General features: G+C 52.6%; 10 protein-coding genes. All 10 read left to right on the top strand.

Translation table 11 applies throughout. From position 1 onward, the window contains the following. Positions 1 to 51 precede the first annotated feature (51 nt). The 10 genes from M1D70_RS13805 to M1D70_RS13850 all read left to right on the top strand — a co-directional run bounded on the left by M1D70_RS13805 (position 52) and on the right by M1D70_RS13850 (position 15,043). Positions 52 to 1,008: an ABC transporter permease gene (locus tag M1D70_RS13805; RefSeq protein ID WP_456290148.1), complete on the top strand. Its 957-nt coding sequence runs from the start codon at positions 52 to 54 to the stop codon at positions 1,006 to 1,008. A 15-nt stretch (positions 1,009 to 1,023) separates the two neighbouring features. After that, positions 1,024 to 1,929, top strand: coding sequence for a carbohydrate ABC transporter permease (locus M1D70_RS13810; RefSeq protein ID WP_009592960.1), 906 nt, complete (start codon positions 1,024 to 1,026; stop codon positions 1,927 to 1,929). A 141-nt stretch (positions 1,930 to 2,070) separates the two neighbouring features. Further along, positions 2,071 to 3,738: an extracellular solute-binding protein gene (locus M1D70_RS13815; protein ID WP_456290149.1), complete on the top strand. Its 1,668-nt coding sequence runs from the start codon at positions 2,071 to 2,073 to the stop codon at positions 3,736 to 3,738. Positions 3,739 to 3,896: 158 nt separating this feature from the next. After that, entirely contained in the window at positions 3,897 to 5,021 is a 1,125-nt protein-coding gene (locus M1D70_RS13820; protein ID WP_456290150.1) for an SGNH/GDSL hydrolase family protein, read from the top strand. An 82-nt stretch (positions 5,022 to 5,103) separates the two neighbouring features. Beyond that, positions 5,104 to 6,816, top strand: coding sequence for a right-handed parallel beta-helix repeat-containing protein (locus M1D70_RS13825; RefSeq protein ID WP_456290151.1), 1,713 nt, complete (start codon positions 5,104 to 5,106; stop codon positions 6,814 to 6,816). Positions 6,817 to 6,842: 26 nt separating this feature from the next. Further along, positions 6,843 to 9,266, top strand: coding sequence for a glycoside hydrolase family 95 protein (locus M1D70_RS13830; protein WP_456290434.1), 2,424 nt, complete (start codon positions 6,843 to 6,845; stop codon positions 9,264 to 9,266). Between the two features lie 238 nt (positions 9,267 to 9,504). Then, positions 9,505 to 11,220 (top strand): alpha,alpha-phosphotrehalase, encoded by a 1,716-nt coding sequence (treC, locus tag M1D70_RS13835; protein WP_456290152.1) that lies wholly within the window; start codon positions 9,505 to 9,507, stop codon positions 11,218 to 11,220. 26 nt (positions 11,221 to 11,246) lie between these two features. Beyond that, on the top strand, positions 11,247 to 13,277 hold the full coding sequence (treP, locus tag M1D70_RS13840; protein ID WP_456290153.1) for a PTS system trehalose-specific EIIBC component: 2,031 nt from the start codon (positions 11,247 to 11,249) through the stop codon (positions 13,275 to 13,277). Positions 13,278 to 13,341: 64 nt separating this feature from the next. Continuing rightward, positions 13,342 to 14,079 (top strand): trehalose operon repressor, encoded by a 738-nt coding sequence (gene treR / locus M1D70_RS13845; protein ID WP_456290154.1) that lies wholly within the window; start codon positions 13,342 to 13,344, stop codon positions 14,077 to 14,079. Between the two features lie 181 nt (positions 14,080 to 14,260). Continuing rightward, positions 14,261 to 15,043 carry an SDR family NAD(P)-dependent oxidoreductase gene (locus M1D70_RS13850; RefSeq protein WP_009592945.1) on the top strand — a complete coding sequence of 261 codons (783 nt, stop codon included), beginning with the start codon at positions 14,261 to 14,263 and terminating at the stop codon, positions 15,041 to 15,043. Positions 15,044 to 15,173 lie beyond the last annotated feature (130 nt).

Here is a 15,173-nt window from a genome sequence, read left to right on the forward strand (position 1 = left end):
GCCGACACATCATCTGTCATTACACTAGGGGGGATTATTCTGGAGAAGCCATTGGCAATCGAGTCGGAGCCTAGTATCCATACCAACACCAGCACCGGCTATTGGCATGTTGCACGAAAGAGTTTGAGGAAGCATTGGCAGATGTACCTGCTCGTGATTCCGCCGCTGCTGTTTTTCCTGATATTTAAGTACTATCCGATGCTGAATGCCGTTCTTGCCTTCAAGGACTACAACGTCATCAAGGGAATATGGGGCAGTCCCTGGGTAGGTTTCAAGCACTTCGAGCTGTTCTTCGAGAATCCGTTATTCTGGACGCTCGTCAAAAACACGATCATTCTCAGCGGTTATCTCATCTTAGCCGGGTTTCCGATTCCGATCGTGCTGGCGTTAATGATTAACGAGATCCGGGGCGGTCGATTCAAAAAGTTCGTCCAGCTGGTTTCCTTTGCGCCGTATTTTATTTCCACGGTGGTCATGGTGTCGATCATCATGCTGTTTCTGGCCCCGCGGCTGGGCTTTGCCAACGTGGCTTTGAATTTTTTCGGTCTGGAGTCCGTGAACTTTCTCGGCGATCCCGGGATGTTTCGTTCCATCTACGTATGGTCCGATATTTGGCAGACGGCAGGTTATAGCGCAGTGATCTATTTGGCGGCATTGGCCGGCATTGACCCGACCCTGTATGAAGCGGCGAAGGTGGACGGCGCCTCGCGCTTCCAAAAGATCCGTCATGTGGATCTGCCGGGCATTGTGCCGACCATCGTCATTATTTTGATACTGAATGTCGGCAATGTGATGGCGCTTGGATTCGAGAAGGTCTATCTGCTGCAAAATCCGCTGAATCAGGTGAACTCCGAAATCATTGCAACGTATGTCTATCGGATTGGGCTGCTGAATGCCAACTACAGCTTTGCAACCGCAGTCGGCCTCTTCAATTCCGTGATCAACCTCATTCTGCTGCTGACCGTGAACGGATTGGCTAAACGAATGACCCATAACAGCATTTGGTAAGGAAGGAGCTATGGCATGGCAGTTCAACAAGCAGGTACAAGAAAAATCAAGGAGTCCGCTGGTGACCGCATCTTCCTGACAACGGTATACATCGTTCTCTTTCTGGTCGTTATTGCGGTTTTGTATCCGCTGATTTATATCATCAGCAGCTCCATCAGCAGCCCGGCTGCCGTTACTTCGGGCAGGGTATGGTTGTGGCCGGTCGATATTTCGTTCGAGGGCTTTCGGGTCCTCTTTAAAACGCCCGAGATTATGACCGGATACGCAAATTCCATTTTCTACACGACGGCCGGTACGATCATCAGTGTCGTGTTGACCATCATGATTGCCTACCCGCTTTCGCGCAGATCGTTTTTTGGACGCAACGCGTTGATGATGATCATTACGTTTACGATGATATTCAGCGGAGGGCTGATTCCGACTTATATGGTCGTACGGGAGCTTCATCTGATCGATACCCGCTGGGCGCTGCTCATTCCCAATGCCATTTGGGTGTGGCAGGTGATTATCGCCCGATCTTTTTTTCAGTCTTCCATTCCGGACGAATTGCAGGAGGCCAGCGAGATGGACGGCTGCAGCGACATCCGTTTTATCTGGAGCATCGTCCTCCCGTTGTCGAAGCCGATTATGGCCGTGCTCGTGCTCATGTATGCGGTCGGCCAGTGGAATGCGTATTTCGATGCGTTGATTTACTTGAAAAGCGCTGACCTGTTTCCGCTGCAGCTGATTCTTCGAAGCATTATCATTCAGAATAACAGTTCGGGAACGATGGATGCTTTAGCCATGGTTGAGAGGCAGCAGCTTGCCGAGCTCCTGAAATATGCGCTGATTGTGGTTGCCACGCTGCCTGTGCTAGTCATTTATCCGTTTGTGCAGCGCTATTTTGTGCAGGGGATGCTCGTAGGTTCCGTGAAAGGCTGATCGCTATTTAAGCTGGGAGGGCCGAATCAGACCAGGCCAAGGGAACCCGAGCTTGCTCATGTTGGAAGGGAGGTGATGCTCCGTTAAGTGTAAAGCTAGTCGTTTGCGTGTTGACTCTAATGAAAAAGGGAGCGATTCCATTTGAAAAAAGGCCTATTCAGTTTGCTCATGCTGTTATTGGTGAGCAGCATCGTGATGGCAGGGTGCTCAGGCAAAAATACAGAAAGCTCGAGCAGCCCTCAGGGCGGAAGCGCGTCCGGCAGTTCGGACAGCTCAAAACCCGTGGAAATCAGCGTTTTTGCCGTACAGGAATCAGGCATCGATATTCCGGTGAACAAATTTACCAAGCATATCGAGGAACAGTTTAACATTAAATTTAATTGGCAGATCAATCCCTCCGACGGCGCCAAGGAGAAACGCCAAATTTCCCTGGCCAGCGGCGATTATCCGGATGCCTATCTGCTGACGCACTATATCGATGAATTCTCTCAAGCGGATGTGCTCAAATACGGTCAACAGGGAGTGCTCGTTCCCCTGAACGATCTGATTGAACAGCACGGGCCGAACATTAAAGCGGCCATGGAGGCCACGCCGGAAATGAAGGCGCTTGTTACGGCCCCGGATGGGAATATCTACGGACTAGGCGCATACACGGAATGCTTCCACTGCTCCTATCCCAATAAAATGTGGATCAATACCGAATGGCTGAAGAAGCTGAATCTCGAGGAACCGACAACGACCGAGGAATTCAGAAGCATGCTGCAGGCATTCAAAACGCAGGATCCGAACGGCAACGGGAAAGCGGATGAAGTGCCCCTTAGCGGTTCAACGGAGGATTTCGGCGTCCGGATTATCCCTTATTTGATGAACAGCTTCGTTTACGACGACGACCGGAACTACTTGACGATGAATGGCGGCAAGGTTGAGTCCGCGGCGATCACGCCGGAATGGAAGGAAGGGCTCACCTATATCAAATCGTTGTATGACGAGGGATTGATCGATCCGGGCGCATTCACCCAAAATGCGGAGGCGTTCAAGAAAATCGGCGAGAATGCGGACGCTGAAATTCTCGGCGCCGGTGCCGGCATGCACCCGGCCATCTTCGTGAACATCGATCCGGGCAACACCCGTTCGGCGCATTACAATCCGCTTCCGCCGCTAAGCGGACCGAACGGAATTTCATACGCAACCCATGATGCGGGCGGCGTATCACCAGGCGCAAAATTCGTGATCACGAACAAAGCCAGTGAAGAAGCCCGGGTAGCATTGATCAAGATGGTGGACTACATGTTTACGCCGGAAGGCCAAACCAATGCGGCAACCGGCATGAAAGGGATCGATTGGACAGACCCCGAGCCCGGCGATCAAGCGCTCGGCGAGGGCGTGACGCCGATGGTCAAGTCCATTCCGACGAAGGAAGGCGAAGCGCCGCATAATGCGGGTTGGAGCGGAATGGGCCATTTCTATATGCCGAAGGAGTATCGCGATACGTGGGTGCAGGGAACCGATATTTATGCATCCGACGGCTATGAGCGCAGATTGTATAATGCTTCGCTGCTGTACCAAGGACATGAGCCGAAGGAGATCTTTCCGATCTGGTCGATCTGGATCGATCCGAGCGTCATCGATGAAGCCAGCATGCTTCAAACCAACCTTAAAAACTATATTGAGCAGAACCAGCTGCAGTTCATTACGGGCAACAAGGATCTGAACAAGGATTGGGACGCTTACGTCAAAGGATTGAAGGATCTGAAACTGGATCGTTATCTCGAAATTTTGCAGACGGCTTACGATCAATCCGCCAAATAATCGAAGGACAGCTAAGCAGCTGCGGCTGTCAGGAAATCATTCCAACATCCATATGCGGATGCCGGTCTAAACCGATCGGCCACTCCGCATTTTCTCTGTTTCAAGGGGATCTATGGAGAACGAGGGAAGGTGATCATGTGTCGGATTATAACAAAGGCATGGACCGTACCGCATTCATCGTAAATCGCGGAGGGCTGCCTCATGTTAAAGCCAAACTTGCAGGGGAAGAACAGGTGACGGTTGCCTTTCTGGGCGGATCCATCACGGAGGGAGCCGGTGCCTCAGCGGCCGAGAAGACAAGCTGGCGTGCTTTAACGACTTATTATTTAAGAGAACATTTTGGAAGTTCGCGGATTCGCTCCATTAACGCAGGTGTCGGGGGGACGGATTCTTCGCTGGGAGCTCATCGTCTACGCGAACACGTGCTGAGAGTCGGGAACATCGATTTGCTATTCGTGGAATTCAGCGTGAATGACGGGAGCGACCGAGAAGAATCCATCAGAGGAATGGAGGGAATTGTACGCCAATGCCGTCGTCTGTCACCCGGAACGGATCTATGTTTCATTTATACCGGGTCGGAGCGAAACCTGGCCCGTATCCGGCCGTATCCCATTGCCGTTCACGAAGAAGTGGCCGAGCATTACGGCATTCCTTCCGTCGATTTTGCCGCCGGCATTTATGGCATGCTGACTAACGGTGAGGTAGCTTGGTCATCGCTTGCACCTGATGGATACCATCCGAATGATGAGGGGCATGAGATATACGCCGGTTTTTTGCAGGGATATTTGAAGGAGCTGCTGTCGACAGAGGGTGACTCATTGATGCTCAATCATTGCGGACATTTGCCCACAGAACCGCTGCTGGCGGGGAACTACGAATATGCCGAAATGCTCCCATATGAGCTAGCCGATTATACCGGGGATTTTCAAATCCGGGAGCTGCCGTCAGGTTCAAAACTCATGAATTGGCATTATGCAACAGATCACAGGTACTCTGATCATCCGAACGCTTCGTTTACGTTCACCGTGGAAGGACAAAGCGGCGGACTGCTGCTGTTATGCGGACCCGACACCGGAATCTTTGAATACTCGATCAACGGCGGGTCCATCGTACGGGTCAATCCCTTCGACGAGTGGTGCTTGAACGCTTATCGGCCAGTCAGCGTACACTTTCCTAGACTTCAAGCGCGCGGGCCGATTTCGATCATGGTTCGCAATACAGGACTCAAGGATAAGCGAAGCCAGGGTACGGGCATGCGCGTGCTGAAGCTGCTAGCGAATTAGGCGAAAATCGCGGATTTCCGCGATGGGTTACACCAAGCCTGCAAAGGGCTGTTACTAGTAATGGGAGGTGTTGTCACTGCATATGCCTGGAAATCAAAATACTACAGCTCCGATCACCCTTTCCTTGCGGGATTACGAGGAACCGAATAACCCGGATGCGCAACCTGCCATGAAACGCGCGATAGAAGCCGCCAGGTCAATGGAAGGCTCGGTCATTCTGGACATACCGCCGGGCTGCTATCATTTTTATCCTCAATCGGCCGATCGGGAAGCCTATTATATCTCGAATACAACCAGCGAGGAAGAGAATCCGGATGTGACCAAAACGATCGGGATTTGGCTTAAGGATCTGCACCATGTGACGCTTGAGGGGAACGGCGCTTTGTTTGTTTTCCACGGAAAGCAGACGATGCTTGTGCTCGATGGCTGCACGGATATTGAAATTCGCAATCTGCACTGGGATTACGCCGCCCCGACCGTGACCGAAATGACGGTGGATCGGTGCGTCGAAGCTTATCTTGAGGCAACCGTTCATCCGGATTCACGCTATGATTGCGCTGACGGCAAATTCGAATGGGTGGGCGAAGGCTGGCGTTTTCGCGAAGGACCGATGCAGTTATGCAGTGCGGATTTCGGTGCTGTATGGCGCGTAGATAATTGGCTGGAGCGGGTGGTGTTTACCGAGGAGCTGTCGCCGCGACGGCTTCGGTTTCATTTTGGAAACCAAGGCCCTCCGCACATGGCACCCGGTACAATCGTGCAAATGCGCGACGGCATTCGGGACCAGGTTGGCATGTTGATCACCCGAAGCTCCGGGGTGACGTTCAGCGACGTGGGCCTGCATTTCATGCATGGACTGGGCGTGGTTGGACAGTTCAGTGCCAATCTGACCTTTGAACGCTTGGATCTGACGCCGCGTCCGGAGACCGGCCGCACGGTGGCGGGGTTTGCGGATTTCATTCACCTGTCGGGCTGCAGAGGGAAGGTCTCGATTCGGAATAGTCGGTTTGCAGGGGCCCATGATGATGCGATCAATGTCCACGGCGCTTATCTCCGGATCGTTGGTAGACCAGCCTCCGATCAATTGCTTGTCAGGTTTATGCATCCGCAGACTTACGGATTTTTGGCTTTTCTGCCGGAAGATGAGATCGCGTTCGTGAATGCGGATACGCTGAACCCCTACGCTTTCGGAAGAGTCGCCGCTGTCGGCATGAAATCGCCCCGCGAAATGCTGATCACGTTGGAAAACGCGCTTCCCGCGGACATCGGAGAACGGGACGTGCTTGAAAATATGACGTGGACGCCGGAGGTCGAAATTGTCGGCAATACATTCGCCCGTATTCCCACGCGCGGAATTCTGGCCACGACGCCGCGGCGGATCGTGATTCGGAATAACACCTTTGTGAACATGCAGATGAGCGCGATACTGGTCGCAGCGGATGCATCATCCTGGTACGAATCCGGCGCCGTAACGGATATGAGCATTGCGGATAACCGGTTTGTGAATTGCGGCGGTCCCGGATATGCCGTGATACGGATTGCACCTGAGAATAAACATCATCTTGCAGCGGTTCACCGCAACATTCGGATTGCACGCAACTGCTTTGAAACAACCGGAGAAGATTGGTTAACGGCAAGAAGCACGGAGGGACTGATATTCCAAAATAACGTGATTCGGATGCAGGAAAAGCACGGTCTTGCAGGGAATATCCGTACGGACGAACGCGTCCATTTGGAAGCCTGCATGGGAACGGATATTTCGTGCAATGACGTGGAGTATGACGAATTGAAATAAAGGAGGCAAGGCGAGTGGGAGCAAACATGAAATTGCAGTACGTGAAACCAGCCACGGTCTGGACGGAGGCGCTGCCGATCGGCAACGGACGTCTTGGAGGCATGGTCTACGGCGGCGTGGAGCGTGAAACGATCAGCTTGAACGAGGATACGCTCTGGTCCGGTTATCCCAGGGATTGGAACAACCCGTCTGCACGGGAAGCGCTGCCGGAGATCCGGGAGCTGGCAAGCCAGGGACGTTATATGGAGGCCGATCAGCTAGGGCGCAAGATGATGGGGCCCTATACGGAATCTTACCTGCCGTTAGGAGACTTATGCCTCAGGTTTGATCATGGAGGCGTGTTTCATTCTTACCGAAGAACGCTGGATATCGCCAATGCCGTTCAACGAACGGAATACCGCATCGGCGAGGTGACCTACACGAGGGAATGCTTCGCATCCAGCCCGGACCAGATGATTGCCTTGCGGTTAACCTCGAGTGCTGCGTGCTCGCTGGACTTTCATGCCTATCTGGAAAGCCCGCTGCGTTTTACCGTAAAGACCGAAGAAGATATGTACGCCATGTCGGGATTTGCACCGGAACGCGTCGAGCCCAGCTATGTTTCCTCTGATCGTCCTATCCGTTACGGCGATCCTGAACATACCGCTGCCATGGCTTTCGACGGTCGGTTGGCGGTGGCCGAAACGGATGGCCGCGTGACCATGGACGCAGCTGGCATTCATGTACTGGATGCGAGCGAAGCGGTCATTTACTTCACTGCGGCCACCAGCTTCAACGGATTTGACCAAATTCCCGGTCACCGCGATGGCGGAGATCATCCGGCTGCTGCCGCGGCTATAGCTGCGGGTACCATGAAAGCCGCATGCAGCCAGTCTTGGACAGAGCTGCGCGATCGGCACGTCAACGATTATCGCAGCCTGTTTGACCGCGTCAGCCTTCGATTAGGCGAGACGCTGGCAGCCGGAGATATGGACACGGAGGAGAGAATCGAGCGATTCGGTGCCCGGGATCCAGGCATGGTCGAGCTGCTGTTCCACTATGGCCGCTATCTTCTGATTTCAAGCTCCAGGCCCGGAACGCAAGCCGCCAATCTTCAGGGGATATGGAATGCCTCAACCCGGCCGCCGTGGAGCAGCAATTGGACCTTGAACATCAATGCGCAAATGAACTATTGGCCCGCGGAGGTATGCAATTTGGCGGAATGCCATCAGCCTCTGCTGGAGCTGATCAGAAGCCTGTCGGTAAACGGTGCGGAAACCGCCGCCGTCCATTACGGTACCCGGGGCTGGACCGTTCATCATAATACGGATATCTGGGCCCATACCGCACCGGTCGGCAATTACGGGGACGGCGATCCTTCCTGGGCGCTTTGGCAAATGGGTGGAATCTGGTTAACGCAGCACTTGTGGGAGCATTACGCGTATAGCGGCGATGAAGCTTATTTACGATCGTTCGCTTATCCCCTAATGAAGGAAGCTTCTTTATTTGCTTTGGACTGGCTTATAGAAAACGACGCAGGCCATCTCTTGACCTCGCCGTCGACCTCGCCTGAGCATAAATTCCGCACGTCTGAAGGGCTGGCGGCCGTCAGCGAAGGGGCGACCATGGATATTTCACTCATATGGGAGCTGTTCACCAATTGCATGGAAGCGGCGGACATTCTCGGCGTGGATGAGGAATTCCGGGAGGAATGGAGCAGCAAACGGGAACGTTTGCTGCCTCTGCAGGTCGGCCGATACGGCCAGCTGCAGGAATGGTCCCATGACTCCGAGGATGAGGACGTATTTCATCGGCACACGTCCCACCTGGTCGGGGTTTATCCTGGACGGCAGCTATCTGCGGAAGATAGCCCGGATCTGTTTGCAGCTGCCCAAACCTCTTTGGAGCGTCGCGGGGAGGAAAGCACGGGCTGGAGCCTGGGCTGGAGGGTGGCGCTTTGGGGCCGGTTCGGTGACGGCAACCGTGCGCTCCGGCTGTTAACCAATATGCTGAGATTGGTGCGGGACGGGGACTCGGAGCGTTACGACCACGGAGGTGTGTATGCGAGTTTATTAGGAGCGCATCCTCCTTTTCAGATCGACGGCAACTTCGCAGCTGCAGCGGGAATTGCGGAAATGCTGCTGCAGTCGCATCGCCCCTTACTCATGCTGCTGCCGGCTCTGCCGGATGCATGGCCGGAAGGCGAGGTACGTGGATTGCGGGCACGAGGCGGCTTTGAAGTCGGTATTCGCTGGAAGAATGGAAGACTGACGGAGGCACAGATCATGTCTCGTTTGGGGAATGTATGCAGCGTAAGCATAGGCAATGGACATGGAAATGGGATTGCGGTTTACCAAGGCGATGCCAGCATTCCCGTACAGGTCTCCGCCAAAGGCGTATTTTCATTTGGAACAGAACAGGGCTTAACCTATCGACTGGTCACGGATCCGGCAGGGGCCCCCCGGGCTTGAACGACATAAAGAGTACCTTTACGATGGTATCCTACAATACTATGTTAAAAAAAGACTCCTTCAAGGAGTCTTTTTTACGTGAACTCAGAAGAAAATTCCAATTAAATTGTTATTTTTGTAGTCGAAACGTCCTGGAAGTGGGTATTAATTGTTAAACGGTTGACAACCTGTATATACATGTATATGATTTTCCTATATGCAACCTGTATATACAAGATGACGAGGAGGACCCAGTTACATGCAGAACCCAGGAACCCAATCTCAAGATTGGTGGAGAACTTCGACGGTTTATCAGGTATACCCGAAGAGCTTCAACGATACAACCGGCCGGGGTACCGGCGATATACGCGGGCTTATGGAAAAGCTTGATTATATAAAGGGACTTGGCATCGACATTGTGTGGCTCCAGCCGGTGTATGTGTCTCCGCAAAATGATAACGGTTACGACGTCGCCGATTATTGCAGCATCGATCCTGCATACGGGACGATGGACGATTTCGATGAACTTGTTGCCGAATTGAAAAAGAGAGACATGCATTTGATGATCGACATCGTCGTGAATCATTCTTCGACCGAGCATCGATGGTTTAAAGAAGCCATTTCCTCACGCGATAACCCGTATCGCGACTATTACATCTGGCGGGATCCCGCGGAAGACGGCGGCCCGCCGAATAACTGGCAATCCAAGTTTGGAGGTCCTGCGTGGCAGTATGACGAGGGGACAAGGCAATATTACTTGACATTGTTTGACAAGACGCAGGCCGATCTGAATTGGGAGAACGAGAAGGTCCGGGCGGAGGTCGTGGACATTCTCACGTTCTGGGCGGACAAGGGCGTCAGCGGATTCCGGATGGATGTCATCAATCTCATATCGAAGGATCCCGCTTATCCAGACGATGACGGTTCCGTGGCGCCGGGCGACGGACGCAGGTTTTATACGGACGGCCCCCGCGTGCATGAATACATTAAGGAATTGAACGGAAAAGTGTTCAAGCCTTACGATCTCGTCACGGTAGGAGAAATGTCCTCCACAACCTTGGAGCATTGCATTCGTTACTCGAACCCGAAGGAGAACGAATTCTCCATGACGTTCAACTTCCACCACTTGAAGGTGGACTACCCGAACGGGCAAAAGTGGGAGCTCAAGCCTTACGATTTCGAAGAATTGAAGCGGGTGCTTTCCGATTGGCAAATCGGCATGCAGAAGGGCGGGGGCTGGAATGCCCTCTTCTGGAATAACCATGATCAGCCGCGTGCGCTGACCCGATTCACCAATGATTGCGAATACCGCTCGGAAAGCGCGAAAATGCTGGCTACGACGCTTCACGGATTGCAGGGCACGCCATATGTGTATCAGGGCGAAGAGATCGGCATGCCCGATCCGAAATGGAATGACATATCCGAGTTTAGGGATGTTGAATCTCTAAACATGTATACCATCCTCCAAGAGCAAGGAAAAACGCCGGAGGAGGCTGCCCATATCGTCAGGGTGCGCTCGCGAGACAACTCCAGATTACCCATGCTCTGGAATGACGGCGATCAGGCGGGATTTACGACAGGGACGCCTTGGATCAAGATCGATGAGCGGTATCCGCTGATCAATGCGCAAGCCGAAGTGGAAGATCCGCAATCGATCTATCATCATTACCGGAAACTGATTGAAATGCGAAAGAACCTTCCGGTGATGACGGACGGTGTATATGTTCGTCTGGATGAAGGCCATCCCGAAATTTATGCATATGCGAGAACGAACAAGGAGCAGACGCTTGTTGTCATTTCCAATTTCAGCGACCGCGGCGTATCGTTCGAGCTTCCCGAGGAGATGCATGATCATCTAACCGAAAGTCGATCGGTTCAACTGTTAATCGGCAACACAACGGAAGAACCCAAGCTTACGCCAACAGTTGCACTACGACCGTATGCTTCCTATATGTGGCTTATTCACAACAACTAAATTCATAATGTCAGGAGCGTAGAGCTATGGCCATTGATCGCAAAAACGTGGAACGCATTGTCGAAGCAGTCGGCGGAAAAGACAATATCGAAGCCGCTACGCATTGCGTAACCCGATTAAGATTCGCCCTTGTGGACGACAGCAAGGTGGATTCCCAAGCCCTTGAAGCGAACGATTTGGTGAAGGGGCAGTTCTCTTCCCAGGGACAATTTCAGGTCGTGATCGGACCGGGTCTTGTAGACCAGGTTTACAACGAAATGATGGATATCACCGGCGGTGCGAGAGTATCGAAGGATGAAGTGAAGAACATTGCGAGCAAGAAGCAAAATCCGCTTCAGCGTGCCATTAAAACGCTTGCGGATATTTTCATACCGATTCTGCCGGCAATCGTCATGGCAGGTTTATTGTTAGGGATTAACAATCTGCTTACGGGACCGGGCATATTCTATGAAGGACAGTCGTTGATTCAGGTCCATCCCGAATGGGCGGATGTAGCCTCGATCATCAATCTAATTGCAAGCACCGCCTTTACCTTCCTGCCTGTCCTGATCGGCTGGTCGGCGGTACGTCAGTTCGGAGGCAATCCGCTGCTTGGAATCGTGCTGGGCCTGATCCTGGTAAACCCGGATCTGCTCAGTGCCTACCAGTATGCGGATGCCAAACTTGAAGGCACGGTTCCGGTTTGGAACCTGTTTGGCTTTGAAGTGGAGAAAATCGGTTATCAAGGCCAGGTGCTGCCGGTCCTTGTCTCGGCTTATATTTTGGCCAAAATCGAGAAGTTCCTGAACAAACGCGTCCACGATTCCATCAAGCTGCTTGTCGTGGCTCCCGTTGCCCTGTTGGTGACCGGGTTCCTCGCGTTCGTTCTGGTAGGGCCGATCACGTTTGCCATCGGCAACGTCCTTACTTCAGGCCTCGTCAGCATTTTTGACTCCTTTGCCGCTCTGGGCGGCCTGATTTATGGCGGACTGTATGCACTTCTTGTTATTACGGGGATGCATCATACCTTCCTTGCGGTGGACATACAGCTCATCGGCAGCGAAGGCGGAACGTTCTTGTGGCCGATGCTGGCGCTGTCCAATATTGCTCAAGGTGCCGCGGCGCTTGCCATGATGTTTATTATGAAGGAACAGAAGGCGAAAGGACTCGCCGTTACATCTTCCATCTCGGCTTTCTTGGGGGTAACGGAGCCCGCCATCTTCGGGGTCAACGTTCGTCATAAATATCCGTTTATTTTCGGTATGATCGGATCGGGGATTGCGGGCGTGCTGCTGGCCGTGAACAACGTCCTGGCATCATCGATTGGCGTGGGCGGGATTCCGGGCTTCCTGTCCATCTTCCCTAACCAGTGGGGCGTCTTCTTCATTGGCATGGCGATTGTAATGATCATTCCGTTCACGGGGACTTTGTTGTTCGGGCGTTACCAGTTGTCCAGGCAGTCTCGACAGGCAACGGAAGGGAATGCTGCTGGAATAGATGGAAAAGCACAAGCTGTTAATACGGAAACGAACGACAGTCTTCCATCCGGATCGTTCGCGTCGACGGAAATGACGAATGGTCCAACGATGGAAGCGTCGAAACAAGCCGCATTAGATATCATGGCACCGATCAAAGGGAAAGTGGTTCCCCTATCAGAGGTACCGGATCCTGCCTTCGCCGATAAACAAATGGGCCAAGGCATCGCGATCGTCCCGTCCGAAGGCAAAGTGTATGCTCCGTTTGACGGCCAAGTCGCCCATTTGATCAAGAAGAGCAAACATGCGATTATTTTGACGGATGCGAACGGAATCCAGATCCTGATTCACGTCGGTATCAACACCGTTTCGTTAAAAGGCGAAGGATTCACGGCACATGTGGAAACGGGTGCGGAGATAAGGAAAGGGCAGCTGCTGCTTGAATTCGATATCGATCGCATTCAGCAAGCCGGATTGCCGGTCATTACGCCCGTCATTATTCCGGATGGGCAAGATCACATTCAGAACGTGACGGAGTTTGAAGGCGAGGCTCTTCCTGGCGAAACGCGAGTGCTTCAGGTGACTCTCGGTAATGGACACTGACGGGTTCCTTTGCAACATGTAATCACTGCTCCGAAAATGGTACAATAGCTGATGGTGATAAAGGATGACGAACAACATTTATTGGACGCTGTATAAAGACTATGCCGACCAAATCGAAACCGGCGCTTTGCAGCCCGGCAGCAAGCTGCCCTCGGAGAACGAGCTTGCGGCAACCTATCAAATTACAAGGGAAACGGTCCGCAAGGGACTGAATTTACTCGCCCACAACGGTTATATTCATAAGGTTAAGGGCAAAGGTTCGTTTGTGCTCGACACCGGGCGAATGAATTTCCCGGTTACGGGGCTTGTCAGTTATAAGGAAATGGCGGAGCGGATTGGCCGGAAGAGCCGTACGATTGTGTATGAAACGGAATGCGTTCCGGCCGGGGACGCCATCGCGAAAGAGCTGCAAACCCGCCCGGACCGGCTCGTGTGGAAGGTGATCCGATCCAGGGAAATCGAAGGGGAGCGCATCATCCTCGATGTGGATTATTTGCTTGCCGACATCGTGACGGGTTTAACGAGAGAAATTACGGGCGATTCCATCTATCAATACTTGGAGCAGGAGCTCCATCTAAAGATCAGTTACTCGAAAAAAATCATTTCCGTGGAACGAGCTACGACGATGGACCAGTCCTATATGGATCTTGGAAGCGATACCCATGTCGTCGTGGTCCGAGGTTACGTCCACTTGGAAGATACCACGCTTTTCCAGTACACGGAATCCAGACATCGATTGGATAAATTTCAATTTGTGGATTTTGCAAGAAGGGAATCCAATCATGATTTTGGAGACAAATAGAAGTGAAGTTAACCGCGATTTTATCGCGGTTTTTTTTATTGGACCCCCATGTCGCTCATTCGCAAAGGCCATGCAGATCAGCAGCGTAATAGATGGAACAAAGAGGAAAACGCCTGGTTGATGTTGAAGCTGTATTTAGTGGCAAAGATTCAAGCAATCCAGATAAAGGAGCTGATGGATCATGGATTTGGGACTCCATGGAAAGGTTGCGTTGATTACCGGGGGGAGCAGGGGGATTGGCCTTGAAACCGCCGTTACGTTTGCAATGGAGGGGGCTAAAGTTGCCATATGTGCAAGAGATGAGGAGCAGTTAAGGGCTGCCGCGGATCATATCAGGCATCTATCGAAATCCGAAGCGTTAACCATCGCAGCGGATGTTACGAAACCTGAGGATTGCATGCGAGCCGTAACCGAAACGCTAAGAAGCTACGGACGGCTCGATATCCTGGTGAACAATGCCGGAACCGCCGCAGCTAAGCCGTTTGAGCAGATCGACGACGAGTCATGGGCATCCGATCTGGATCTCAAGCTGTTCGGCGCGATTCGTTTTTCGCGTGCGGCCGTCCCTCATCTGCGGAATTCCGGCGGCGGTGCGATTATTAATATCACGACATCCTGGGCCAAAACGCCGCCGGCTTCATCCATGCCAAGCAGCGTCAGCCGAGCGGCAGGACAAGCCATGACCAAAGCGATGAGTCACGATTTGGCGAAAGACCATATCCGGGTAAACACCGTATGTATCGGAACGATACGGAGTGCACAGCTTGAGGCGCGTTGGAAACGTGAATCACCTGAACTCACCTGGGACCAGTACGCCAGGGATCCGCGCCATAACATCCCGCTCGGGCGTATCGGCGATACGGAGGAAGCGGCAAAAGTCATCGTATTTTTGGCGTCCGATGCCGCCTCCTACATAACGGGTACTGCCATCAATATCGACGGCGGTTCGGCTCCGTCTTTGTGAGGGGTCAGCATTTAAATGATGAGGACATGCATTGGAGCATGGAGGTTCTTGCTTCCTGGTAAAATTTATAATATTTTCATAACGGATATTATGTAAACCATGGTGCTTCGGAACGGGCAGCCCCTTGTTT

The sequence above is a fragment of the Paenibacillus sp. AK002 genome (assembly GCF_053903045.1).